Raw genomic sequence first — 25,299 nt, forward strand, 5'->3', positions numbered from 1 at the left:
TTATTCGGCCGGGGCGTCTCCACGGCGTGCCGGCCGGAATGTCACAAGCGCAAGCGCCAGGGTGATGATGGCGCAGGCGGCGATCGCGCCTGTTAGCGGCAAGGCCGTCCGGTCGAAGAACGGTGTGCAGAGGCCGATCATCACACCGCCGGCCACCATCTGCAGCGTGCCGCCGAGCGAGGACGCCATCCCTGCATGTTCGCCATGGTCTTCAAGAGCCATGACCATCGCAGGAGCAATGACCTGCCCCAGAAACGAGTTTGCAATAAACAAAAGCGCCATCAGGACCGGCAGGCCGTCTATTCCCGACCAGACCAGGATGAACAGTGTCGTTGTCGCCGCCGTGAAACCACCCACACCCACAAAGGCAACACGGGCCATGCCGTGGCGTTCGCCCAAGGGGGCGGCGAATTGAGACGAGGCAAAGAAACCAACCGCGTTGATCGCAAAGACAATGCTGAAGCCAGTCGGGGTGAGCTCATATTGGGTCATGTAGACCAGTGGTGCGGCGGCAATGAACACAAAGAAGCTTGCCAGCGCAAATCCGCCAATCAAAGTCAGTCCCAAAAAGCGGGCGTCACCGAAGAGATAAATCGTGCTGCGAACCAGGGCAGTTGCATCAATTTTGCTGCGCCGCTCGGGCGGCAGCGTTTCTGGCAGCTGGAAAAAGATCATCACCATCGATGCGAAAGCCAGAACGCCAAGGGTCAGAAATATCAGCCGCCAGCTGCCGAATGTGATGAGCACACTGCCAGCCAGTGGTGCCAGCATCGGCGAGACGCTGAAGACCAGCATAACCAGCGCCATAAGGCGGGTTGCTTCGGTCCCGGTATGCAGATCGCGGACAACAGCGCGCACAATCACCATGGGCGCGCCTGCTCCAATCGCCTGAACCAGCCGGCCGAGTGTCAAGGCGTCAACATCAGCAGCCCAGGCGCACATCAAGGACCCGATGATATAGACGACAAGCCCGAGAAACACGGGCAGGCGCCGGCCATAGCGATCGGCAAGGGGGCCATAGATCAGCTGCGCCAAACCGAACGCGATGAAATACACGGTGAACGTGAACTGGACGGCCGCATCGTCTGTATTCAAATCAGCCACGATCTGCGGCATGGCCGGCAGATAAAGGTCAATGGCGAAGGGACCAACAACGGCCAAAAGGCCCAGCACAATGGCCGAGCGCACAAATCCAATAGACATGAAAATCCAATCTCAAAGCGCCCGGCAGAAAGATGATGGCCGCGAGCGCAAAGAAACACCCATACAATCCGCTTGTCGAGCAGTTTTCAGAAACGATGGTTTTGCGACCGGGAGTTCTGGACTTCGGCCGGGCTTCCGTCGACGCAATCGTGATTGGAATGAAATGTCTGTTTTTGCTGAAGCAGTGTACCGCTGGGCACTCCGGCGGCATTGAGTTTGTGACGGTGGGGCACTAGGTTCACCGTCACTCTGTCTAATGGGAAGCCGTCAATGCTTTATGCCCTGATCTGCACCGACAAACCCGGTGCCCTGCAAACACGTCTCGATAACCGCGAAGCACATATCGCTTTCTTGAAAGGCATGGGAAATGGCCTGAAGGCAGCTGGACCGTTTCTGGATGACGATGGCAACATGACCGGGTCCCTTGTGGTGATTGAAGCGGCCAACCGGGATGAAGCGCTTGCGATCTCCGAGGAAGACCCGTACGCAAAAGCCGGTTTGTTTGAGAGCGTTGAAATCCGGCCCTGGAATTGGGTCGTGAAAAACCCGGAGAATGCATAAGTGCAGTACTGGTTGATCAAATCCGAACCGGACAAGTGGTCTTGGGAGCAGCAAAAAGCCAAGGGCGATGCCGGTGAACAATGGGACGGCATTCGCAATTATCAGGCGCGCAACAACATGCGGGCCATGGAGATTGGCGATAAAGCCTTCTTCTATCACTCCAATATCGGCAAGGAAGTCGTCGGTGTTGTTGAGGTCTGCAGCGAGATCCATCCAGACACCACAACGGATGATCCACGTTGGGAATGCGTGGACTTCAAGGCCGTGTGCGACATGCCGAACCCGGTGACACTGGCACAGGTAAAGGCGGAGCCGCGTTTGGAAAAAATGTCCCTGGTGACCTCCATGCGTCTGTCGGTTCAGCCCGTCACGGAAGAGGAATGGAAGATCGTCTGCGAAATGGGCGGACTGTCCAAGCCAGCCTGATCCGACACCCGGTTTTTGGAAACGCTTTTGGCCCGAATTACCGATCCTGAAAAGTTTATCCGGGAAGAAACCCGGATAAGGCCCGTGCCGCATGCGGAAGAGATCTCTCTTCATGTTGCAGATGAGGCGATGGATCTGTGGCAAAAAACGGAGGAGGAGCTGGGCGAGCTTGGTCTGGCTCCGCCCTTTTGGGCGTTTGCCTGGGCCGGCGGCCAGGGGCTGGCCCGGTATGTTCTCGATCACCCTGAATTGGTGCGTGACAAGCGGGTTTTGGACTTCGCCTGCGGGTCTGGTCTTGTTGCCATTGCGGCAAAAATGGCAGGTGCCGACTCTTGTCAGGGGGTCGACATTGACCCATTTGCCATCGCGGCATCCCGGATTAACGCGGACTTGAATGGCGTCGTTGCTACGTTCGCCGAGGGAGATATCACCCGGTCTTCTGTTCCGGATGTTGAGGTCGTGTTTTGCGGGGACGTGTTTTACGACCGGCACATGGCCGATCAGGTTATGACATTCTTGGACGCGCTGATTGAGGCCGAAATCGAGGTTTATGTCGGTGATCCGGGCCGGTCTTATCTGCCGAAGGAACGGCTCAAGGAACTGGCCGAATACCAAGTGCCTGTTGTCGGTCAGTTGGAGGATAACGAAATAAAGAATACGCGCGTCTACAAGGTGGCGGAAAAACAATCCTGACGTCCGGTTCGAGTACGGACATCCTTGCCAAACCGTTCGCATGTGTGACATTTTCCACCAACTGACAGTCCCTTCCGTTTTGGCCGCACATCATGCGCTGACGCGGACACCCCTTCAAAACTGAAGTTTTTCAAGGAGTTCTTCATGCCCATCGTAAATCGCCTCGCAGATCTGGCTGATGAGATCACAGCGTGGCGCCGCGACTTTCACGAAAATCCGGAAATCCTCTACGAAACGGTCCGCACGTCCGGCAAGGTTGCCGAGCTCTTGGAAAGCTTCGGTCTGGATGAAGTCGTCACTGGCATCGGCAAAACCGGTGTTGTCGGCGTGATCAAGGGCAAGAATGGCGGTGCTGGCAAGACGATCGGACTGCGCGCAGACATGGATGCACTTCCGATCGAGGAAATCACCGGAAAACCCTACGCGTCGAAAGTCCCGGGCAAGATGCATGCGTGCGGCCATGATGGCCACACCGCGATGCTTCTGGGCGCTGCAAAGTATCTCTCAGAAACCCGTAACTTCGACGGCACCGTTGTCGTGATCTTTCAGCCGGCCGAAGAAGGCGGCGCCGGAGCAAAAGCCATGATCGATGATGGTCTGATGACCCGTTGGCCGATCGATGAAGTTTACGGCATGCACAATTTCCCGGGTATGCCGGTTGGCGAGTTCGCGATCCGCAAAGGACCGATCATGGCCGCGACCGATGAGTTCCGAATCGTCATCACCGGGCGGGGTGGTCACGCGGCCAAGCCGCATGAAACCATCGATCCGATCGTAACCGGCACGAACATGGTCAATGCCCTGCAGACGATTGCGAGCCGGAATGCCAACCCACTGGATTCTATCGTTGTATCGGTTACCGTCTTCAACGGCGGGAATGCGTTTAACGTTATCCCTCAGGAAGTCACCTTGCGCGGTACCGTTCGGACCTTGAGCCCACAGATGCGGGATTTGGCAGAAGAGCGCATGAATAAGATCGTGACCTCTGTTGCTGATGCATTTGGTGCCACCGCTGAGCTCACGTTCCTGCGCGGCTATCCGGTTACGGCCAATCACGATGAGCAGACCGACTTTGCAGCTGGCATTGCCGAGACCATCGCCGGAGAAGGCAAGGTCAACCGGTCGATTGACCCGATGATGGGCGGTGAAGACTTCTCCTTCATGCTGGAAGAACGTCCGGGTGCTTTCATCTTTGCAGGCAACGGTGACAGCGCCGGGCTGCACCATCCGGCTTATGATTTCAATGACGAACTCATCCCAGTTGGTTGTTCCTATTGGGTCAAACTGGTTGAAACGGCAATGCCGCGCGCAGCCTGATCATATGTGCTAGAAAACGCCGGAGTTACTCCGGCGTTTTCATTTCGGGTTCCTGCCGTGTCTTTTCTATCTTCCCGTCTGCCGATCATCCCAACTTATGTGCTTGTTGGTGCCATTGTCGGTGTTCTTGTTATTCATCCGCTCAATCTGGTGGTGGTTTGGTGGGAACTGGCGCGTTTTTCAGAAACGGCGCCCCTGCTCATCGAGTTTTTGAACGCCCGTTTGTGGTTTGTGCTTCTGCCGCGTCATTGGGACGTCGCAGTTGCCTACACACTCGTTGGTGCCATCGTGGGTCTGGCCTTCGGTGTTTTCACCCGCAACTATCTGCGGGCCAGTGAGGCCTACAAATCCCTGCGCGAAGAACAAATTGCGCTTGTTCCGCAACTGATTGCGCAGGGTGAGACTGATCGGGTCGAGTTCAAATCATCGCTGCGGTGGGACGTTCAGGAAAACAGGATCAATCGCGGACTAGAAAAGGTGATTGCGAAAACAATCGCCGGGTTCTTCAACGCCAAAGGCGGGCATCTGATTGTTGGTGTCGATGACGACGGCAAACCGCTTGGCCTTGCCAAAGACCTTGCCACCCTGCGGAGCCCCGATCACGATGCCTTTGAGCGAACTGTCAATGATATCGTTTCGAAGAACCTTGGGGGTGATTTATGTCCCTATATTCATACGGTTTTTTCTAGTGTTGGCGGGGAAGATGTTGCGATGATCATCATCCGGCCGGCACCGCGCGCTGTGTACCTCGAAGAAGGCAAATCATCGATCTTCTACGTGCGCAGTGGCAATTCCACGCGCCAGCTCGATGTTCGCGAGGCGCTTAATTACGCAAACACACGATGGTCGTGACAGCGTGAGCCCGGTTGACTTCCTCGTTCCTCAAGACCTGTCGGGTCTGGCAACGCTGCTGCTGGTTGCTTGCAGCTTCCTCACATCTGCTTTGACGGCAGCCGTCGGTTTGGGCGGGGGCATTGCTTTGATTGCGATCATGGCGCTGATCATGCCGCTGAATGCCCTGGTTCCCGTGCACGGCGTTGTCCAATTCGGCTCCAATGCGGGCCGGGCGATGGTCCAGATCAAACATGTCGATTGGCTAATAGCTGTTTGGTTCGCAATTGGAGCTGCGGCAGGGGCGGCGCTGGGAGGCTCCATCGCGGTTCAGTTGCCGGCTGCTATCTTGAAAGCAGGGATCGCCCTGTTTGTCGTTTGGGTGGTTTGGGGCAGACCGCCGAAATTGGGCGGTATGAAAAAACGGGCCATGGCCGGCGCCGGTTTTGCGTCGACGTTCCTGTCCATGTTTTTCGGAGCCGCCGGGCCGATTGGCGGATCGGTGCTGTCTACGCTCGGTCTCACCCGCCATCAATTCGTTGCAAATCAAGCGGTTACGGCCATGATGATGCATGTCTTCAAGATTGCTGCTTTCGGCCTTCTGGGATTTGCATTTGCGCCCTGGCTGGGTCTTATCATAGCGATGATCGCTAGCGGATTTCTTGGAACACTTGCAGGTAGCCAACTGCTTGGGCGGATGAATGAGCAGGCATTCAAAAAGGGATTCCGATGGGTGATGACGGCCCTTGCATTGAACCTGATGCTTCAGGCGTTGGGTGTGTTTTGACGGCGTCTTGAGCCGGCGCGGCGACAATAGAATTGATGGCCTCACGATAAAAATTAACGGCGAGGAAACATCACGTTTCAAAAAACGCACCAGCTTCGAAACTCAAACCGGATAGTGTCAATTTTAACAATCTCAACATATTGGATTGAAACGGTTTTTTGTTGCCGTAACCAATTGATAACCAACAAGTAATTTCGCCGTCTAAGTTACACACATTGGCTGCGCGCCACAGATAAGCTTCAACCGTCAACACCTTGAAAAACAAGGCTTACTTCATGACGGCACAACCGGCGTTCGTCCCATTGCTGAATGGATTTCCAAGTACGCATGCTTTCCTTGAAAGCGCGGAAACGCTCCTCGATTACGCGTTTCAGCCCATAGTTGATGCGCATTCCGGCGACGGATATGGATTTGAAGCGTTGCTGCGCAATGTGGGGCAACTTGGATTTCAAACGCCTTGTGATGTCTTTGATTTCGCAGCAGATGCCGGTGTTTTGGTCGAGTTGGAATGTCTTTTAAGGAAAAAGGCGATCCGTAAGTTTGTCGCAATGCCCAATCGCGGCAAGACCAAACTGTTCCTGAACGTCGATGCCCGCCTGTTGGACGTCGACGGCTTCTTGTTCGACGAGACCCGGCTTCTGCTGGACGAGGGGGATCTGTCCGCCGCGCAGATTATCCTGGAGGTCAGCGAAACAGGGGACGTTAATGAGACGTGCCGGCTGAACGAGTTCACCAAACGCGGGCGCGAACTCGGGTTCGGTTTTGCAATCGACGATTATGGCCGCGGATACGCGCAGCTGAAATCCTTGTATGAGGTTGAGCCTGATATTTTGAAAGTGGACCGGTTTTTCATCCAGTCAATCAACACCGACTCCCGCAAGCGTTTGATGGTGAAAACCGTCGTAGATATCGCCCATGTTCTTGGTATGCGCGTGGTCGCAGAAGGTGTTGAGACCACGCAGGAACTCGCGGTCTGCAAGGCAATCGGCTGCGACTTGATCCAGGGGTATCTGGTGTCGCGGCCGTTCCAGGATCTGGAAGAAGCGGAAATCCGTTATCCGGTTGTGGCCACAGCTGTGAAACGCACGCCAATGATGCCGCGGGACGATGCTGATCTGGTGGCCCGTGAAATCCGGCCGCTGGTGCCGCTTCAGGACAATGCCCGGATGGAGGAAGTCCTTAATCTGTTGCGGGCTGGCCGTGCTAATCCTTTCATTCCGGTGATCAATTCGAGCGGCGAACCCCGTGGTCTGATCCGGGAAAAGGATATCAAAACGTTCGTCTATATGCCGTTCGGTCGGGATCTTCTGCTCAACCCGGTGATGAGCAACAGCCTGGCGGCGTTTACGCACCGGTGCCCGGTGGCCAACGTCAATACGCCGCTTGATCAGCTCGTTGCGATGGTCGCGGATGAAGATGATGAGGCCGGCGGCATTATCATCACGAAAAACGGCAAATACAGCGGCTTCCTGACAACAACATCCTTGCTGAAAATCTCAAATGAAGTCCGGATGCGGGCAGCGGAAAACCAGAACCCGTTGACCAAAATGCCCGGCAACGCGCTGATCATTCAATATGTCCAAAACGATGCCCAAAGTCCGGACATAGAGCGGTCATTTTGCTATCTCGATTTCGATAACTTCAAGCCGTTCAATGATGCCTATGGCTTCACGCTTGGAGACCGGGCACTGCTGTTGTTCTCCGAATTGATGAAGCGCATGGCAACCAGTGAGAACGTGTTTGCCGGCCATATTGGCGGGGACGACTTTTTCATTGGCGCCCGCGGGCGGACGTCGGAAGAAATGCGGCGGATGGTCTATGATCTGCAAGAGGAATTCCGCCATCAGGCAGAGAGCCTCTATGATCCGGCGGACCGGCTTCAGGGGTACATTGAGGCGTCTGACCGCCACGGTATTTCAAGGAAGTTTCCGCTTCTGCGCTGTTCGGCAGCCATTTTGCACCTGCCGGTCGGCCTGAGTGTCGATCGCAAGGACATCCTGGGCCGCCAGATCGCAAGCTTGAAAAGTGAAGCGAAGGGCAATCCGGTTGGCATTGCCGAAGCAACGCTCGGACAACTTTTCCAGCAGCCCGTGCACTGAGGCCTGCTTTTAACTTACGCAGCGCGCTTGACCTTTCCGTAGGCGTTGCTTGAGTTCTTTGCAACATCCCGTGCCTTGCCAGAAAGCGGCAGGCGCGGTAACCCAACGCCATCTGTTTCTATAATCTGCGGGATGGTACGCCAAATGGGCTCTCAAAACTTGCTGCTTTTGCCGGGTGACGGCATCGGCCCGGAAATCATGGTCGAAGTGAAAAAGGTCATTGCCTGGTTTAACGCCAAAGGCGGTATGGCTTTTGAAACCGACGAAGGTCTTGTGGGCGGGTCCGCCTATGATGCGCATGGGCGATCCATTTCCGAAGAAGACATGGCGAAAGCCATGGCGGCTGATGCTGTGATTTTCGGTGCGGTGGGCGGTCCGAAGTGGGACAATGTGGCCTACGAAGTTCGCCCGGAAGCCGGCCTTCTGCGCCTTCGCAAGGACATGGAGCTGTTCGCCAACCTGCGGCCGGCGATCTGTTATCCGGCACTTGCCGATGCCTCCTCGCTCAAGAAGGACGTGATCGAGGGCCTCGACATCCTGATCGTTCGGGAACTGACTGGCGGTGTCTATTTCGGGGAGCCAAAGGAAATCACCGATCTCGGCAACGGCCAGAAACGCGGTGTCGATACGCAGGTGTATGACACCTACGAAATCGAGCGGATTTCCAAGGTCGCATTCGAGCTGGCACGCACCCGGAACAACAAAGTCACGTCCATGGAAAAGCGGAACGTGATGAAGTCCGGCGTTCTCTGGAACGAAGTCGTGACGCAAACACACAAGAACGGCTTTGAAGACGTTACTCTGGAGCACATGCTGGCGGACGCCGGTGGCATGCAGCTTGTGCGCTGGCCGAAGCAGTTCGACGTGATCGTCACCGACAACCTGTTCGGCGATATGCTGTCAGACGTTGCCGCTATGCTGACCGGGTCCTTGGGCATGCTGCCGTCCGCCTCGCTCGGTGCGCCAGATGCTAAGACCGGCAAGCGCAAGGCGCTTTATGAGCCGGTCCACGGCTCTGCTCCGGACATTGCCGGCACGGGTGCGGCCAACCCGATTGCGATGATCGCATCCTTCGGAATGGCTCTGCGCTACTCCTTTGAGGAAGTTGCAGCGGCTGATCTTCTGGACAAGGCCATCGCAAACGCTTTGGACAAAGGCCTGCGCACCAAAGACATCGCAGCTGAAGGCGAAGCCACTGTGTCGACCGTTGAAATGGGCGATGCCATCGTCGCCGAACTGGACGCTCTTAAGGGCTAAGCAAATCCTTGTTTGCACCCAAGGCCGTCACCGGGTATCCCGGTGGCGGCTTTTCCTTTATTTGACCTGAGACTGTTATGATCGAAGATAAAATCGCTCCGTTTCTCGGTACCTGGATCCTTGATTCTGAGGCCAGCGAATTCGAGCAAGGCGATCCGCCCAAAAGTGCGACGCTGAAGATTGAAGACAATTTCGGCATGGCGGTTTTCACCATGAACCAGGTTTCAGCTGATGGAGATGTCACCAACGACAGCTTTGAAGCCGTTCCCGATGGGCCCGAAGTCAAGCTCGGGAAAAGCGGTTTGGTCGATGCCATGCGGCTGGTCTTTGCAAATGACCGCAATCTTGTGTCCGAGGCCCGGCGCGGAGGCCTCACCATCATGAAGGCGGAGCGCGAACTCTCCGAAGATGGGCGTACGCTGACAGTGACACAAACGGTCCACCTCGTCGACGTCGCCAGCTTTACAAACGTATCGGTTTACCGCCGCGCGCAGTAGTTTATGGGAAGCGAATTCGGTGGTCGCTGACTGCAGCTCAGCGCCAAGAGGTTTTTAGGGCAATTTCAAGCTACCCGAATTTATATCGACCTCCCTGACCTCTTTCTGATGCGGCCTTAGAGAAATATGCGGAGGTTGCATAAATTTTGAGAAATGCAACCACAGATTTAATAATGTATTAACCGTACTCACCAACCCTCACGTGTAATTAGGGAGGGTTCCATGTGGGATCGTTTGTCTATTCGTTTTAAGATTCCAGCTGCGATACTGGGCTTTGCACTGGCCGTTGGCGCGGGCATTAGCCTCAGCAGTTATTTTTCTGCATCCAGCGAAATTCAAAAGCTGACAAAGAGCCGGTTGGAAGCGATTGCAACCAACCGTGTCAGCGAGCTGTCAGACTATTTGCACACCATCGAAGCAGATCTGAAGCTCGTGAGTACGCTCCCGTTCGCGCACGATGCTCTGTCAGCCTTTGATAGTGCCTGGCAAGAGATTGGAGGGGATCATACAGAGATCCTGAAGGCTGCCTATATACGCGACAATCCACATCCGCTTGGAGAAAAACATCTCCTTGATACCGCTGGCGGCGAAACCGCCTATGACGCGGCTCACGCGGAGTTTCATCCCTGGTTTCGGGAATTTCTGCTCGAACGCGGCTACTACGATGTTTTCCTGTTCAACCCGGACGGCGACCTGATCTACACGGTCTTCAAGGAAGAAGACTATGCGACCAATTTCAAGGTGGGTGGTCCGTGGTCTGATACGGATCTCGGGCGAGCGTTTCGTGCGGCAAATGATGGTCCTGCGGATGCGATCCACTTCTTTGACTTTGCGCCCTACGGACCGAGCCATGGTGCACCGGCCAGTTTCGTCTCGATGCCGATGATCGAAGATGGCGAGAGAGCGGGCGTTCTCGTCTTCCAAATGCCGATCGACCGGATCAATCAACTGATGAACCGGTCTGCCGGATTGGGGGACAGCGGCGAAACGCTGATTGTCGGGTTGAACGGGTTCCTGCGGAACAATTCCAGGTTCACGGATGAGAACGACATACTTCAAACCCAATTCCAAACCGAAGCGTCTGATGCGGCCTTGAATGGCCAGACGAAAGTCATGATCGGTCCGACGCACCGGGATGGGCGTTTCATTCAAGTCGGCAAGTCTTTTGAGTACCAAGGTGTGACATGGGCGGTTTTGGCAATGCAGCCCGAAGCCGAAGCAATGACGCCATTAACCGACCTCAAGTTCTGGATGGGGATTGCGGGTGTTGTCTTGTTCGTCCTTGCCGGAGTGGGCGGATATCTGCTGGCATTGACCTTCACCCGCCCGCTTGGACAACTGATCGGCAATATTCGAGACCTGATCAACGGACGTCTCGACACCGTGATCGAAAATGATGACCGGGCTGACGAGCTCGGAGACATGAAACGGGCGATGAAGGTGTTTCGGGACAATGCCCTTGAGGTCAAGCGAGGCGAGGCTGCGGCGCAGGAACGCCGTGCGCAGGAAGACGTGCGTAGATCCGAGATGGACAGGCTGGTCAATCGTTTCAAAACTCAGATCTCTGAAATCCAGTCGCAGCTGTCGAAGCAAACGGACGTGATGAGTGCGACGTCGGAAAAACTGGTGGGGATCGCGGAGGCATCTTCAGACTCCGCTGATGGAGCGCTCGCAGCGGCGCGGTTGTCTGACGACAGCGTTCAGTCGTCCGCGTCCGCTGCCGAGGAACTCAGGATTTCCATTCAGGAGATCAATCAACACACAACCCGCGCATTAAGCATCACTCGTGGGGCGGCCGAGACGGCAAAATCAACGGATACCGATGTTAAGGAGCTCGCCGGGACGGCGGAAAAGATCGGCGATGTCATCAATATGATCCGGGATATTGCAGAGCAAACCAACCTTCTTGCGTTAAACGCGACGATAGAAGCCGCGCGTGCTGGTGAGGCCGGGAAAGGTTTTGCCGTTGTGGCGGCTGAGGTGAAAGAACTGTCGACGCAGACCGCAAAGGCAACCGACGAGATTTCATCTCAGGTCGCGGCCGTTCAATCGTCCACCAACCGTGCGGTAGAGGCAATCCAGTCCATCGGACAGCATATGGATACGGTTGAAGAGGTGACCGCGGGAATTGCCTCTGCTGTCGAGGAGCAAGGCGCTGCAACAGGTGAAATCAGCGAGGCGATGGCGCGCGCGGCCCAAAGCAGCCGCAGCGCAACTGAGAACGTCAATGTCCTGCAAAATGCCATTACGGAAACGCGCGGCAGTTCCAATGAAGTCGAAGAACTCAGCCGAGTTTTGGCGGATGTGAGCAGTTCCCTGAGCAGGGCGGTCGATGACTTTTTGAACAGCGACATCTGGGAAAACGATCAGGACAAGGCTGCCTGATCCAGGCAGACCGCAGCAGGTTACGGCGAACTGCTTTGGATGCTTGCAGATGCAGCGTTGGAAATGACAGTTGCCCGTGATAGCGGTGCGAGCCCCGTTCCCGAAGGATAGCGTCTTCATGAAACAGTTTATCAGCGCCGTGTCACTCCTCGTACCGGACTATGACGAAGGGTTGGAATTTTACGGCAACGTGCTCGGTTTCCAGCTGATTGAAGACACGGAGTTGGAGCCGGGCAAGCGCTGGGTCCTGGTTGCCCCTCCTGGAAGCACGGAAACGCGGCTTCTCCTTGCCAAGGTAGATGGGCCGGAGCAGCAGGCAGCCATCGGCAACCAGACCGGCGGGCGGGTGTTCATGTTTCTAACGACCGATGACTTCGATCGGGATTACGCCGCTATGTCGGAGAAGGGGGGCCAGTTTCTGGAGGCCCCGCGGCGCGAACCTTATGGCACAGTGGCGGTGTTTCAGGATCCGTTTGGAAACAAATGGGATCTGATCCAGCCTGCGTGAAACCGGGACACCTAGCCTGCCTGCATTGAGGCAATTGCCCGGCGCATGAATTCCAGAAACTGCGCAATCTCTTCTTCTGTGAAATCGTCCAGCGCAACGGCGTTTTGCGCCATGGCGGCACCGATGGCATCGTCCTTGAGCGCCCGCGCCTTGGGCGTGAGATGGATCCGCTGAACCCGGCCGTCCTCGTCACACGGTTTGCGTATCACGAGACCATCACGCTCCATTCTGGACAAAGTGTTGGCAAGGGTTGCCTGCTCAATGTCGAGCGCGGCGACCAGGTCTTTCTGCGTCTGGCCTTCCTTCTGCCACAGCGCGACAAGTGCCGGGAATTGGCCGGTTGCTAACCCGAGGGGTTTGATCCGCCGTTGAAGGCCGGACGCAAACAGGCGCGCCATATGATTTGCCAGATATCCGGCTGAAGAATTTTTTTCGAATGCCATGTCTTGCATATACGATACATAGCATACTATATAAATAAATATAGCTTGCTATTTAATGGAGATTGCAAATGCTCAGTAAACGAACCACCCGGACTCTCGCGATTGCTGCATCGGCCCTGTCAGTTTCCGCTCAAACGCCAGCGCAGGAGTTGTCACCCAAAGAACCGGTTACGCTCATAAATGCGTTTGAAGTGCCGGCGGACCAGGTTGAGACAACGATTGAAGGCTGGAAATCTGCGCGCGCTTTTCTGGAAACCCAGCCGGGCTACATCGAAACCCAGCTTCACAGATCAATCATGCCGAAAGCGAGGTTCCAGCTTGTGAATGTTGCAAGGTGGGAGAGTGCCAATGACTATGCCGCGGCAATCCAAAAATACCGTGAGAGCGGCGCTGCGGGTGCGCTCAAGGGGACTGTGTTTCATGCAGCACTCTACGTGCCGATCGAACAGGAGGATGGGTCGTGATGGTTGGAGCCGTTTCGAAAACCCGAACCCTTCACTGGTTGATTGCTGTGTTCGTGGCGTTGGCGCTTGCGACGGGCTACATGGCGCAGCAGATACCATCCATGAGCGGTGAGTTCCTAAGGATCCATCTCGCGGTTGGTTTGCTCGCCGGATTGTTGTCCTTGGTGCGTTTAGCCGTCTGGCTGGTTGCAGGAGGACAGGCTTCGACGATTGGGCATCAATCAAAAGGGATACATTGGGCGGCCAAGATGGTTCTCGGCTTTCTGCGCGTTCTGCCCGTGATTCTTCTGGTGAGCGGGGTGGGCATATTGGTTTTGACAGGCGCTGCGCCCGAGATCCTGAGCGGCAACACTCCCGACCCGGACCTTCTAGCCCAGGCTCCGCCGCAATCTTTGCATCATCGAGCGGCCTTCGCACTTTTCGTCTTGATGACAGCTCATATCGCTGCAGCCATTTGGCATATGCTGGCCGAAAAAGGCTGGAAACTGCAAAAAGAGCCTCAAAGCACAAACTCATGAAGATCAGGCTGCCGAAAAGGGCAGCCTTTTCATGTTGATGTGTCTTGCAGTGCTAAGCGTCTCAAAAAAAGTCAGTTTCTGATTTCAGCGGCCTGGCCATGAGGGTGTTCAAAGCTTCGTCAATCGTCATGTCTTCACTGACCATCCGGGCGACGGTGTCACAAATGGGCACCTCGATCTCATGCTTTTGAGCCAATTTGACCGCGACTTGCGCCGAGTATGCCCCTTCAGCCAGCTTGCCGCCGGCGGCGATCAGCTCCGAGGCCATAAAGCCTTCACCGAGTCGCATTCCAAATGAGAAATTGCGCGACTGAGTAGAGGAGCAGGTCAGTACAAGGTCACCCAGACCGGACAGGCCTGTCAGAGTTTCGCCTTGTGCCCCCATCGCGCTGCCAAGCCTGTTCAGTTCCGCAAATCCGCGTGCCGTCAATGCTGCTTGCGCACTGGCGCCAAGTTTTCTACCAGCCACTGCGCCACAAGCGATGGCAAGGACGTTCTTGAGCGCGCCGCCAATTTGTGTTCCGAGGACATCGATCGAGGCATAGGGACGGAAGCAGGGCGATTGCAGCGCTTCGCAAAGGCTCAAAGCTGTTTTTGCCGTGTGTGCGGCAACGGTAACTGCTGTCGGGAGGCCCTTAGCGACATCGTCAGCAAAACTCGGTCCGGACAAGACCCCGGGTTCTATGCCTGGTAGCTCTTCCTTCATCACCTGCGACAAAAGCTTGCCGGTGGTCTGCTCGATGCCCTTTGCACATAATACAACAGGTCCGCGCACAGCGCCGGTCTCTTTGAGAGCGCTCAGGATGGCTCGGGTAGATTGTGCCGGTGTCACAAGCAGAATCGCATCTGCATCGGCGGCATCTTTCAAAGACGAGGTTGCATTCAGATCTTCATCGAACGTGATCCCCGGCAGATATTTCGTGTTCTGCTGCTTGCTCCGGACTTCAGAGACTGTTGCAGGATCCCGCGCCCAGAGGCGCACGGTAGTTCCAGCCCGAGCCGCAGTTAAAGCGAGCGCGGTGCCCCAGGCGCCGCCGCCGATGACACCGATCGACTTAACGGCCCCCATTGATCTGCCCTTCCATGCGCGACCGTAGTGTTTCAAGCTGCGCTCCAAACCCTTCAAAATAACGGGTCTCGGGCGGCGCTTCGTCTGAGAACAAATCGACCCAGAACAGGCGGAACCGGATTGGTGCTCCACCCGCGCTTGGCGTCATTTCAAAATGTTCCCATTCGTCAGCGGGCTTTTCCGGAATCGTGCCGTGAAAATGCCGTCTGCGATGAAGGCCATCGAGAATACCGGGCACATTGTCGATGAAGTGATCCTGGTCGGCGAACGATTCGAGGGCGATATCCAAGGTTAGTCCGGTCTCCTCGGAAAATTCGCGTATTGCCCCTTGAAGATAACTTTCGCCTGGATCGAGCGTGCCGCCGGGCACCTGAAGATCCGGCCGCGGATTGTCGGCTTCTTCGAACACTAAAAGCTCCGGTCCGCAGGTCAGATAGACATAGGCTTTGTGAAAGGTTTTCATCAGGGGTTCCGCTGCGCGCTGTGGTGCCTGCTTCGTATCAGTCCCGCTCGGGCAGAAAAAGACCAAGTTGCATATCTGCCTGATTTGATTGTCTAAAGCCGTCTCCAGGACGAACTTTAAGTTAAAAAATTATTGTAAAACAATAAAAAATGATTGAGTTCAAGATTCGGATCAACTATCAGAACTCCCGCGGCAGGGGTCTTTCGACCCAATTTATTGCTTATCGGAGCCCCCACTGATGAATTTTGGTACTCTTTTCCCACGCCTTTCCGTGACTGCAGTCTTGGTTGTTGGTCTGACGGCCTGCGGTCAAACCGGTTCGAATTACCGGCCGATCGTCGACGGTCCGATTGGGTATACCTACGAAAAGGATCTCGGAGATTGTAAAGCTCTTGCCGAACAGCGGCGTCTCTTCAATGACGAAACCAAGATGGCTGCTTTGGCTGGTGCAGCAATCGGCGGGGTGCTGGGAGCTGTGGAAGACGACGATGGCAAAAACGCTGCCGGGAACGCGGTGGCCGGGGCCTTGGCCGGAGGGGCGATCGGGGCTGGCGGCGGTGCTCTCAACGCGCATGGCGAACGCAAACAGATCGTCATGAACTGCATGCGTGGACGTGGGCACCGGGTTGTCGGTTAACTCCGGGGCCGGTGTGACCGGCTCCCATTTCAACCTGTTTTTTTGCCGAAGAACGGTTGGCAAAGATTGATTGTCAAAGTGATTCCTAACCGGAGATTAACCAGTCTGACCTATCGCTGTTATGTCGAAAACCGCAGCGGCGTTGGTCATGGAACACATCGAAATTGCAGTCGCGACCCTTTTTCGGTCTATCGTGGCGATCGGCGTTCCCAGCGAGCGCATTTTTGTCCTCTATGTTTTCAGTACCCTGGCGATCGTCTATGTCGTATATCGCTTCCGCAAACCCACCGTTGCGTTTCTCAAATTCTGTTTCCCAAAAGACATCTATCTGCACCCGTCTGCAAAGCAGGATTATCTCTATTACTTCTGGATGGCATTGCTGAAGGGTGTTCTCGTTGCTGTTCCCTTGGCTTGGCTTGGAACGAGCATCCATGGGATTTGGGTTGAACCTGCAACGCTGCAAGCGGGCGAAGCAGCGGACCATAGTTTTTGGTCCATTCTTGCCTTTTCCTTTCTGCTCCTGCTGGCCTTCGATTTTGCAGTATTTTTCACGCACTACCTGCAGCACAAGGTCCCGATCCTTTGGGAGTTCCACAAGGTTCATCACTCTGCAGAGGTGTTGACGCCGCTTACAGTTTTCCGGATGTCGCCCGTTGATCTAATCGTTACGGGTGCAGCAGTGGTTATCTGCGAAGCGGGCGCCCGTGCGCTCTGGTTGATGTTTATCGGGCCCGCGCCTGACATCTTCGCAATTCTTGGAATCAACGTAGGGATCTTTCTTTTCTACCTGTTCGGCTACAACTTGCGCCATTCGCACATCTGGCTGTCGTATCCCGCCTGGTTGAGCAGTCATTTGGTCAGCCCGGCCATGCACCAGATCCACCACAGCAGTGAAGTCCGGCATTGGGACAAGAACATGGGGCTGGTCTTCTCCTGGTGGGACTGGCTGTTCGGGACGCTTTATATTCCGAGAGAAAAAGAGACCTTCAAATTCGGAATTGACGGGCATGAGGCCAATCCTTTTCACGCCTCCCACGAGATGTTGTGGAAGCCGTTCATTTGGGCCTGGCGGCGGGTAAGCAGACGAGTGAAACAAGTCTTCTCGGTCATAACAGCTTGCCTCTTGTGCCTTCTCGGACCAACGCAGGACAGTGTGGCTGATGAGAGCTACAGCCCGCCCTCTTTGCATCTTGAGGACCTAACCTGGACCGAGGTCAGGAAAGCTCTGGACGCGGGCTATACGCACGTGATCGTTCCTTCCGGTGGAACTGAGCAAAACGGTCCCCACATGGTGCTTGGGAAGCACAACATCGTAGTTAGGTACACCTCTGGTGCATTGGCATCACAGCTTGGCAAGACGCTGGTTGCCCCTGTTGTGACCTATGTCCCGGAAGGAGATATCGACCCGCCGACAGGGCATATGCGGTTTCCGGGGACCTTGACGATATCGGAAGAGACCTTTGAAGACATCTTGGTGAGTACCGCGCAGAGCCTGCTCCAACACGGGTTCTCAAGGGTCTACTTCATAGGTGACAGCGGTAGCACCCAGCGGGGTCAGAAGGCTGCGGCGGACCGGATGCGCGGTGGTTGGTGGTCGTCCGCCCCGGCCCAGGTGTTTCAGATCAGCGATTACTATTTTGCCGAGGCAAATGGGCAAATCACTGAGCTTCAAGAACAAGGGTTCAGCTTGGAGCAGATCGGGACGCATGCTGGCATAAGGGATACATCCGAAGTGATGGCACTCAAAGTCGATGGCGTTCGCGCTCTCAGCAACGCTGTTACCGGCAAGTTGAATGCAACTGGCGAAACAGGTGTCATCGGAGAACCGTCCCTCGCCAGCGCGGACATCGGTCGGGTCATGCTCGATTTGAAGGTACAGGCCGCCCTCGCGCAGATCCGTGCCTTGCCGGAACCCGGTCTCTAAGGACGTTTAGACTTTTGCGCCTTTTTTTCCGGCTCCCAGGACACCGGCGTTGGATTGATCGAGTGGCCAGCGCGGACGGGGCGGCAGCTTCATGTCATCCACGGGGCCTTCCAGTAGACGTTCTATTCCGGCCCACGCAATCATGGCTGCATTGTCCGTGCACAGCGCCATGGGGGGCGCAATGAAACGGGCGCCAGCCTCGTCAGCAGCGGAGAGCAGGCTGCTGCGGATTTCCTGATTGGCAGCAACGCCACCTGCCACGACGATGCTCGGTATTGTCTCCGGATAACGTGCCCGGAAGAGTTCCAAAGCCGATTTCGTGCGCGCAGCAAGTACGTCTGCGACCGCGCGCTGGAAGGCTGCGCATAAGTCCGCAACAGTCTGATCATCGACCGGTTCCAGCTTTTTTGCCTGCGTGCGAAGAGCGGTTTTTAAGCCGGCAAACGACATATCCAAACCGGGCCGGTCAAGCAGCGGACGCGGCAGTTTGAAACGGGTCACGTCCCCCTTTTTCGCCATTTTTTCAACATGCGGGCCGCCGGGATAGGGCAGGCCGAGAAGTTTTGCGGTCTTGTCGAACGCTTCACCAATCGCATCGTCAATGGTCGTTCCGAGGCGTTCATAATCGCCAACCCCGCGCACGAGCAAAAACTGACTGTGCCCGCCAGAAACAAGAAGTAGCAGAAACGGAAAGTCCAGATCATCGGTCAGGCGCGCAGTGAGCGCATGGCCTTCCAGATGATTCACTCCAATAAGAGGCTTGCCGGCGGCCATGGCAATTGCCTTGGCAGTCATGAAGCCCACGATTACACCGCCAATGAGTCCGGGGCCGGCCGTTGCGGCGACAGCATCAATATCATCCCAGGAACATTTTGATTTCTGGAGCGCTTCGGCAACAATTTTGTCCAGGATCTCGATATGCGCCCTGGCCGCAATTTCCGGCACCACGCCGCCGAATTCCGTATGTTCGTCGAGCTGCGACCGGATAACATTTGATAGAATGTTTTTGTCGAGCGGTCCGCGCACGACGGCAGCTGCGGTTTCATCGCAACTTGTTTCAATGCCCAGAACTGTTAATCGGGTGTCCGCTCGATTTTCATTGACGAAGGTCATTGGTCTTGCCGCAGTTATTTGTGCTAGGTCATATACCAGAAAGAACGAACAGACCCGGCGCGTCTTTAGCCGGGCGTAGCATTTGGACGGTAAACCTTGCAATCAAATCCTTTGCGCATCGGAACACGGGGCAGCGCGCTGGCTCTGGCTCAAGCCCATGAAACCCGCGCCCGGCTGATGGCTGCCCATGACCTTCCAGAGGACGCCTTCGAAATCGTGGTGATCAAGACCTCCGGAGACCAGATCCAGGACCGGCCCTTGTCGGAAGTCGGCGGGAAAGGCCTGTTCACCAAGGAAATTGAGGAGGCCATGCTGGATGGGCGTATTGATCTGGCCGTGCACTCGTCCAAGGACATGCCGACCGTTCTGCCGGACGGTTTGGCTCTGACTGCCTTCCTGCCGCGTGAAGATGTTCGGGATGCATTTTTGTCTCCCAAAGCCAAAACCCTGATGGATTTGCCGCATGGCGCAGTGGTCGGTTCCAGCTCGCTGCGCCGCCAGGCGATGATCAAACGCCTTCGCCCCGATATTGATGTGGTGATGTACCGCGGCAACTTGCAGACCCGTTTGCGCAAGCTCGCAGAGGGCGAAGTGGACGCGACACTGCTGGCCTATGCGGGCTTGCGCCGCCTTGGCCTTGAAGGGGAGGTGACCAGCCTTCTCAAAACCGAGGATTTTCTGCCGGCTGTCGGCCAGGGCGCGATCTGCATCGAAAGCCGTGAAGGCGACGAACGAACGCTTGAAATGCTGCAGGCAATCCATGATCGGGAGACCCAAATCCGTCTTGATGCAGAACGCGCGTTCCTTGCGATTCTGGATGGATCCTGCAGAACCCCGATTGGCGGTCTGGCCCTGTTGAACGGCGACGAGTTGACCTTGACAGGCACAGTTTTGAAACCGGACGGCTCCGAGGTTCATGATGAGGTGCGTTCCGGCCGCGCAGCTGATGCTGTTCAAATCGGCCAGGCCGCTGGTGAAGCCTTGAAAGCCAAGATGGGGCCCGGGTTCCTCTCGAGCCACTGAGCCGATGCGTTTCCTTGTGACCCGTCCGCAACCTGACTGCAAGAGAACTGCCGATCGGTTGCGGGCCTTGGGACATGAGGCAGACGAAATGCCCCTGCTGCAGTTTTGCCCCTGTCCGCCGCCAAGTTTTGATCTTGCCGGTGTTGACGCTTTAGCGCTCACCAGCCGCCGGGCTGTTGATGCGATCACTCATCACGCACAGCTGACACAATTGACGTCTCTGCCTACCTTCACGGTTGGAGACAAAACCGCCGCAGCCTGTCGGGCGGCGGGTTTTGACGACGTTCGCTCCGCTGATTCCGATGTGGCGGGTCTGGCCAACCTGATCTTGTCGTCAGCTGGATCTGACTTGCGCAAGGTCCTTTATCTGTCCGCAGAACAGCGATCCGGCGATCTCGGGGGGCTTCTGGAAAAGGGTGGCTTCACTTGTCAGACCCTTCCCGTTTACCGAATGGAGCCTGTTCCGGAGCTGCCAAAGACTGTCTTTCCAGGGCTGACAAATGAAGACTATGACGGTGTTTTGGTGTTTTCGCGCCGCACTGGCGAAATCCTCGCGAGGCTCCTCACCGCCAATTTGCCAGAACACATTTTTTCCAAATTGCCGGTCTACGCAATTTCCGGCCAAGCAGCAGCAGGTCTCCAGGGCTTTAATGACGTTCATATCGCCAGCGCGCCGCGTGAAGATGCGCTCTTCGATCTGTTGTTAGCAGAGTGTTAACCCGAACCGGGGGAGTCGTTGTTTTGCAACGCGCAAGACTCTTTGCCGCGGTGCTACCGCTTTGCAAAGAGACGTGTATAGTTAAGATCTTGGGACTGGCTGGGTGCGGGAGAGAGATAGATGGCAAGTGACAACAAAACTCCTGGCGGAACATCATCATCCGATGGCAAAGGATCCGGTTCATCCGCAAAATCGGGAAGCTCCGCCTCCAGTTCTGGGTCGTCCGGATCGAAGCGTCCTGTCACAATTGATCTGAAGCCGCAGAAGGTGAGCGATAAATCACCGTCTTCGACAGCATCCGGGACATCCGGATCGTCCAAGCCCGCCGAGTCGAAAACGTCCCCAACGACAAGTTCCTCAACATCTTCAATGCGTCCGTCGAGCGCCGCGTCATCTGCGACTTCGTCTTCGTCGACCGCTTCCAAGCCCGCTGGTTCGGCCGCAAGTAGCGCGTCCTCTCCGTCCGCTTCGAAGCCAACGACACCGGGTACGGACGCTGGAAAGAGCAGTTCGAGCAGCACATCGGCAAGTGCGGCAACAAGCAAACCGTCTTCCAGTTCCAGTAGTTCGGCGCAGAAACCAACATCCGGATCTGCAAGTTTCTCCAATCCGCCCGCAGCTCAGGAAAGCAGCGGCGTTGGCGCGTTCGGTGTTCTGATCGCCGCGGTGATCGGCGGCGTCCTGGTGCTCGGCGGAGGCTTTGGTCTCTATCAGGCCGGCATCGTCAAGCTGACACCTGAGCAGGATCAGGAGATGTCTCGCGCGCTGACCGCAGCAGAACGGAAAATCTCTGATCTGGAAAGTCAGCTGAGCGCGCTTGGAACGACTGTCTCGGGACAAGACGTCAGCGGAGCTCTTTCGGATTTGGAGAGCAAAGTCGCTGCCGTGGAGCAGTCTTTGGCAGAAGCTGCACAGTCTGGTGGAGCTGATGTGTCTGGTGCCGTCGATGCGTTGAAGCAGGACTTTGATGCCTTGAAAGCCGATCTGGCTTCCGGTTCTGCGACGTCTGCAGACGGAACGCCTGTAAATCTGGCGCCGCTGGAAACCCGGCTGAGCAGCCTGGAAGATACGGTGAAAGCCGCAGCACCCGTCGATCTCGCCCCAATCGAGTCCCGACTTGCCGAACTGGAAGGCGGCACAACGGCTGCATCGTCAGAGACGGAAAAACTGTCTGGTTCCGTGACGGACCTTGAAGGTCAGGTCAAAGGTTTTGAGACGCAGCTGACCGAGCTTCAGACGCGTTTGCAGAACACCGAGGCAACAGCAAAAGCTGCGCAAACGGCGGTGTCGACCTCAGATGTGTCCTTGAAGACCCTTGCGGACAGTCAGGCGCGTGCCACGGAAACGCTTTCGAGCCTCTCGGCAGACATTCAGTCCGTCGGTGCTGCCAACAATGCGGCGCTAGAAGACTTGCGGGCCGAACTCGACAGTTTGTCCAAGAGACTGGCACAAGTTGAATCAACCATGGGTGATGCAACAGCGCGGGAAACCGCGGCACGAGCCTTGTCTGTGTCGGCATTGAAGTCGGCGGTGGATTCGGGCCGTCCTTATGAGACAGAGCTTGCAGCTGTCAAAGCAGGCCTCCCGGCAGATATGGACCTGTCCGCGCTTGAAGCACACGCAAAGACCGGTGTGGAGCCAGTGTCTGTCCTGATCGCGCAGTTCCCGAATGTTGCGCGCAGCGTCTACCAGACCTTTGCCGAGCCGGATGAATCCGGTGACGTCCTCCAAAGTTTCCTGGCAAGTGCCCGGTCACTGGTGGCAGTGCGCGGGCCGGGCAAAGCAGACGGCACTGGGCCGGATGCGGTCTTGCGGCGGATGGAAAATGCTGTCTCCAAGGGAGATTTGAGCGCGGCGCTTGCGGCCTCCAAGGATCTGCCGCAAGCGGGTCAGGACGCAGCGGCGGACTGGACAAACCGGGCAGAGGCACGGGTTGAAGTTGATGCGCTGACGGACAAGGCGTCTCAGGAAGTTCTGAGCGCGCTTGCGAAAAACGACAGCTGAGCCGGCGGCCGTTCAACGGCCGGCCGGAATTGAGTTTATTCTGCCGGGATGGTCCGGCGCACTTTGGGAGCGACACCGATGATCCGCGTCCTCATCTTTTTCGCCATGCTGTTTTTGGCTGCCCTCGGGTTTGCCTGGATGGCGGATTTGCCTGGAACGATATCGGTCAGCTGGAACGGCTATGTCTGGGAACAGCCGCCTGTGGTGGTTGCCCTGGTGGTGGGCCTTGTTCTCGTCGCGTTTCTTGTCGTTGTCGGCGTTATCCGCACGATCCTGAAGTCGCCGCAAATCGCTGGCCGTTTCTTCAAGCAGCGCCGGAAGGACAAAGGCTACACGGCCTTGTCGCAAGGGTTGATTGCACTTGGCACGGGCAATGCCAAAATGGCACGCCGCTACGGACTTGATGCAGACAAGCTGCTGAACGAAGAGCCGGCGACAAAACTCCTTCTTGCGCAAACGGCGCAGCTTGCCGGCAAGGACGGCGAAGCGCGGCAGCGGTTTGAAGCCATGCTGGACGATCCCAATACAAAGACGCTCGGGTTGCATGGTCTGTTTGTCGAGGCCGAACGCCAGAAGGAGCCGGTTGCCGCGCGCCATTATGCGGAAGAGGCTGCGAAATCCGCGCCGGGTCTTGAGTGGGCCGGAAAGGCCGTTCTCGGATATCAGGCTGTTGCCCATCATTGGGATGAGGCGCTGAAAACTCTTGAGCGGAACTACACGTCCAAACTCCTGGATAAAAAGGCCTATCGCCGTCAGCGTGCAGTCATCCTCACCGCGCTTGCCCACAAACTGGAAGACAACGATCCGGACCGGGCCTTCTCGCTGGCAAAAGAAGCGCACGGCTTGGCACTGGACTTGGTTCCGGCCGCTGTCATCACATCTCGGCTGGCGACCCGCCGTGGCGATATCCGTAAGGCGTCGAAAGTGATCGAAGCGACTTGGCGGTTGTCGCCGCACCCGGAGTTGGCCGAAACCTATTCCCATGTGCGCACGGGCGATTCAGCTGTTGACAGGCTGAAGCGTGCCAAAAGCCTTGCGGCGCAACGCGCCAACACCGCAGAAGGGGCCATCGCGATCGCCAAGGCTGCATTGGAAGCGCGCGAATTTGAAGAGGCCCGCACACAGCTGAAGAAAGTGCTGCAATCCGAGCCGACCCGTGCGGCCTTCATCCTGATGGCCGAAGTGGAAGAGGCAGAGACCGGCGACAAGGGCCGGGTCCGCGATTGGCTTGCACGGGCGGTCAAGGCGCCGCTCGACAAGGTCTGGATCGCCGACGGCGTGGTGTCTTCTGAATGGCAGGCCGTGTCGCCTGTGACCGGGAAGCTGGATGCGTTCCAATGGTCCTCGCCGGGCAGCCTCAACGAGGAAGATGGTGTTCTGTTGGAAGACAGCCTGTTTGAGGCCCCTGTTCTGCCTGCGGCTGCACCAGCCCAGGCACCTGTTGCAGAGCCTGTCGAGCCGGCGGCGACCGCACCTTCGCAAACCAAAGAGGCGTCCGATGAAAAACCGGAAGAGGATACCGAAGCCAAGGTCGTTGAATTGAAGGCCGAGCCTCAAAGTGAGGAGCCGTCAAAAACGACCAAGGAGGCGGAGCCTGCACCAAACGCTAAGTCCGACGTAAAAGCGACTGCTGCTCCGGTTAAAAAGGAAGGCTATGAGGGGACAACGGACGATGTGAAATTCGCTCCGGCCCTCAAGGACTTGCCGGACGGTCCAACAGCTTCAACTCTGTCTGATAAGGCTTCCGCTCCCGCGGCACCTGAAAAAGATGCCGGTGCAGAGAAAGCCAAAACAGATGAGGCTGAAAAGGTTGTTTCAGACGCCACACCAGACAAACAGGCCGCTGAACCTGCGTCCGGGGTTAATGGCACATCTGAGGACAGCAAGTCTGATGAGAAAAAGGCCAAAGACGAGGACTTAGATCGTCCGATTGAATTTCCTCTCTCGCGCATGCCGGATGATCCGGGCACAGATGATGACGAGGACGCGGACGACAAGAAGAAAGGTTCCCGCCCCCGGTTCTTTAACTAGGCTGGGGAGGGAAGCTTCAATCCGGAAAGTACTGATGACCTGAACGTGTGGTCATCATTTCCTGGACCCGGAAAAGCCCTTGCATCCGGATCGAAGCTCCGGTAATTAGCGGCCCACTCGGGCAGCGACAGTTTTTGAGGACTGCCTTTGAGATCGTCTCTTGGAGTTGTTCAAGAGCCAAGCCGCTGTAGCTCAGTTGGTAGAGCACGTCATTCGTAATGATGGGGTCGTAGGTTCGAGTCCTATCAGCGGCACCACCTTCTCTTATTGCGCTATCGGCCTTCGGCCTACTTGAGCGCTTTCCTAGAACGCTTTTCTCATTTGCACC

The 25,299-nt window shown here is 56.3% G+C and carries 25 protein-coding genes and 1 tRNA gene; 20 read left to right on the forward strand and 6 right to left on the reverse strand.

The features are described from left to right. Positions 1–1,203 (reverse strand): multidrug effflux MFS transporter, encoded by a 1,203-nt coding sequence (locus RBB44_RS21300; protein WP_306149660.1) that lies wholly within the window; start codon positions 1,201–1,203, stop codon positions 1–3. Between the two features lie 270 nt (positions 1,204–1,473). Between RBB44_RS21300 and RBB44_RS21305 the strand changes: the two genes are divergently transcribed. The 11 genes from RBB44_RS21305 to RBB44_RS21355 all read left to right on the forward strand — a co-directional run bounded on the left by RBB44_RS21305 (position 1,474) and on the right by RBB44_RS21355 (position 12,564). Next, positions 1,474–1,764 carry a YciI-like protein gene (locus RBB44_RS21305; RefSeq protein ID WP_306149658.1) on the forward strand — a complete coding sequence of 97 codons (291 nt, stop codon included), beginning with the start codon at positions 1,474–1,476 and terminating at the stop codon, positions 1,762–1,764. After that, positions 1,765–2,190 (forward strand): EVE domain-containing protein, encoded by a 426-nt coding sequence (locus tag RBB44_RS21310; RefSeq protein ID WP_306149657.1) that lies wholly within the window; start codon positions 1,765–1,767, stop codon positions 2,188–2,190. A 27-nt stretch (positions 2,191–2,217) separates the two neighbouring features. Then, positions 2,218–2,883, forward strand: a complete 666-nt coding sequence (locus RBB44_RS21315) for a methyltransferase (RefSeq protein WP_306149656.1) — start codon at positions 2,218–2,220, stop codon at positions 2,881–2,883. A 144-nt stretch (positions 2,884–3,027) separates the two neighbouring features. Further along, positions 3,028–4,200 (forward strand): M20 aminoacylase family protein, encoded by a 1,173-nt coding sequence (locus RBB44_RS21320; RefSeq protein WP_133952267.1) that lies wholly within the window; start codon positions 3,028–3,030, stop codon positions 4,198–4,200. 57 nt (positions 4,201–4,257) lie between these two features. After that, complete coding sequence (locus RBB44_RS21325; protein WP_306149655.1) at positions 4,258–5,052, forward strand: helix-turn-helix domain-containing protein; 795 nt, start codon at positions 4,258–4,260, stop codon at positions 5,050–5,052. 4 nt (positions 5,053–5,056) lie between these two features. After that, complete coding sequence (locus RBB44_RS21330) at positions 5,057–5,818, forward strand: sulfite exporter TauE/SafE family protein (RefSeq protein WP_306149654.1); 762 nt, start codon at positions 5,057–5,059, stop codon at positions 5,816–5,818. 275 nt (positions 5,819–6,093) lie between these two features. Continuing rightward, positions 6,094–7,917 carry a GGDEF domain-containing protein gene (locus RBB44_RS21335; protein WP_209180006.1) on the forward strand — a complete coding sequence of 608 codons (1,824 nt, stop codon included), beginning with the start codon at positions 6,094–6,096 and terminating at the stop codon, positions 7,915–7,917. A 144-nt stretch (positions 7,918–8,061) separates the two neighbouring features. Further along, entirely contained in the window at positions 8,062–9,174 is a 1,113-nt protein-coding gene (gene leuB, locus RBB44_RS21340; RefSeq protein WP_306149653.1) for a 3-isopropylmalate dehydrogenase, read from the forward strand. A 77-nt stretch (positions 9,175–9,251) separates the two neighbouring features. After that, on the forward strand, positions 9,252–9,671 hold the full coding sequence (locus RBB44_RS21345; protein WP_209176154.1) for a hypothetical protein: 420 nt from the start codon (positions 9,252–9,254) through the stop codon (positions 9,669–9,671). A 222-nt stretch (positions 9,672–9,893) separates the two neighbouring features. Beyond that, complete coding sequence (locus RBB44_RS21350; RefSeq protein ID WP_306149652.1) at positions 9,894–12,056, forward strand: methyl-accepting chemotaxis protein; 2,163 nt, start codon at positions 9,894–9,896, stop codon at positions 12,054–12,056. 118 nt (positions 12,057–12,174) lie between these two features. Continuing rightward, positions 12,175–12,564, forward strand: coding sequence for a VOC family protein (locus RBB44_RS21355; RefSeq protein WP_306149651.1), 390 nt, complete (start codon positions 12,175–12,177; stop codon positions 12,562–12,564). 11 nt (positions 12,565–12,575) lie between these two features. Here RBB44_RS21355 and RBB44_RS21360 read toward each other — a convergent pair whose 3' ends face one another. Then, entirely contained in the window at positions 12,576–13,007 is a 432-nt protein-coding gene (locus RBB44_RS21360) for a MarR family winged helix-turn-helix transcriptional regulator (RefSeq protein ID WP_371932308.1), read from the reverse strand. 68 nt (positions 13,008–13,075) lie between these two features. On the opposite strand from RBB44_RS21360, the gene RBB44_RS21365 reads away from it, so the two are divergent. Together RBB44_RS21365 and RBB44_RS21370 are read left to right on the forward strand one after the other, a co-directional pair. Then, the gene (locus RBB44_RS21365; RefSeq protein WP_306149649.1) at positions 13,076–13,471 is read left to right on the forward strand and encodes an antibiotic biosynthesis monooxygenase; all 396 of its coding nucleotides are present in this window, start codon (positions 13,076–13,078) and stop codon (positions 13,469–13,471) included. Further along, positions 13,471–13,989: a cytochrome b gene (locus tag RBB44_RS21370; protein WP_306149782.1), complete on the forward strand. Its 519-nt coding sequence runs from the start codon at positions 13,471–13,473 to the stop codon at positions 13,987–13,989. The genes RBB44_RS21365 and RBB44_RS21370 overlap by 1 nt, the downstream gene beginning before the upstream one ends. A 61-nt stretch (positions 13,990–14,050) precedes the next feature. Here the strand turns inward: RBB44_RS21370 and RBB44_RS21375 are convergent, their stop codons facing one another. Continuing rightward, positions 14,051–15,058 carry an NAD(P)H-dependent glycerol-3-phosphate dehydrogenase gene (locus RBB44_RS21375; RefSeq protein WP_133952245.1) on the reverse strand — a complete coding sequence of 336 codons (1,008 nt, stop codon included), beginning with the start codon at positions 15,056–15,058 and terminating at the stop codon, positions 14,051–14,053. Next, a complete protein-coding gene (locus RBB44_RS21380) occupies positions 15,045–15,521 on the reverse strand; it encodes an NUDIX domain-containing protein (RefSeq protein WP_306149648.1) in 477 nt (158 codons plus the stop codon). Before RBB44_RS21380 ends, RBB44_RS21375 begins: the two co-directional genes overlap by 14 nt. Before the next feature lie 238 nt (positions 15,522–15,759). On the opposite strand from RBB44_RS21380, the gene RBB44_RS21385 reads away from it, so the two are divergent. Beyond that, positions 15,760–16,158, forward strand: coding sequence for a hypothetical protein (locus tag RBB44_RS21385; protein WP_306149647.1), 399 nt, complete (start codon positions 15,760–15,762; stop codon positions 16,156–16,158). Between the two features lie 148 nt (positions 16,159–16,306). Further along, complete coding sequence (locus tag RBB44_RS21390; RefSeq protein ID WP_306149646.1) at positions 16,307–18,082, forward strand: creatininase family protein; 1,776 nt, start codon at positions 16,307–16,309, stop codon at positions 18,080–18,082. Positions 18,083–18,088: 6 nt separating this feature from the next. On the opposite strand, the gene tsaD is transcribed toward RBB44_RS21390, so the two are convergent. Then, positions 18,089–19,195 carry a tRNA (adenosine(37)-N6)-threonylcarbamoyltransferase complex transferase subunit TsaD gene (gene tsaD / locus RBB44_RS21395; RefSeq protein WP_306149645.1) on the reverse strand — a complete coding sequence of 369 codons (1,107 nt, stop codon included), beginning with the start codon at positions 19,193–19,195 and terminating at the stop codon, positions 18,089–18,091. Positions 19,196–19,291: 96 nt separating this feature from the next. Between tsaD and hemC the strand changes: the two genes are divergently transcribed. Both hemC and RBB44_RS21405 read left to right on the forward strand, forming a co-directional pair. Beyond that, the gene (gene hemC / locus RBB44_RS21400; RefSeq protein ID WP_306149644.1) at positions 19,292–20,218 is read left to right on the forward strand and encodes a hydroxymethylbilane synthase; all 927 of its coding nucleotides are present in this window, start codon (positions 19,292–19,294) and stop codon (positions 20,216–20,218) included. A gap of 4 nt (positions 20,219–20,222) precedes the next feature. After that, positions 20,223–20,936, forward strand: coding sequence for a uroporphyrinogen-III synthase (locus RBB44_RS21405; protein ID WP_306149643.1), 714 nt, complete (start codon positions 20,223–20,225; stop codon positions 20,934–20,936). Between the two features lie 53 nt (positions 20,937–20,989). Here the strand turns inward: RBB44_RS21405 and RBB44_RS21410 are convergent, their stop codons facing one another. Further along, positions 20,990–21,544 carry a hypothetical protein gene (locus tag RBB44_RS21410; protein WP_306149642.1) on the reverse strand — a complete coding sequence of 185 codons (555 nt, stop codon included), beginning with the start codon at positions 21,542–21,544 and terminating at the stop codon, positions 20,990–20,992. A gap of 58 nt (positions 21,545–21,602) precedes the next feature. On the opposite strand from RBB44_RS21410, the gene RBB44_RS21415 reads away from it, so the two are divergent. The 3 genes from RBB44_RS21415 (at position 21,603) to RBB44_RS21425 (ending at position 25,228) form a co-directional block, all read left to right on the forward strand. Beyond that, positions 21,603–22,940 (forward strand): COG4223 family protein, encoded by a 1,338-nt coding sequence (locus RBB44_RS21415; protein WP_306149641.1) that lies wholly within the window; start codon positions 21,603–21,605, stop codon positions 22,938–22,940. A 78-nt stretch (positions 22,941–23,018) separates the two neighbouring features. Then, complete coding sequence (locus RBB44_RS21420; protein ID WP_306149640.1) at positions 23,019–24,971, forward strand: heme biosynthesis protein HemY; 1,953 nt, start codon at positions 23,019–23,021, stop codon at positions 24,969–24,971. Positions 24,972–25,152: 181 nt separating this feature from the next. Continuing rightward, positions 25,153–25,228, forward strand: a tRNA-Thr gene (locus RBB44_RS21425). The last annotated feature ends 71 nt before the right edge of the window (positions 25,229–25,299 follow it).

Origin of the sequence: Roseibium sp. MMSF_3247, assembly GCF_030733765.1 — a bacterium.
GTDB lineage: Bacteria > Pseudomonadota > Alphaproteobacteria > Rhizobiales > Stappiaceae > Roseibium.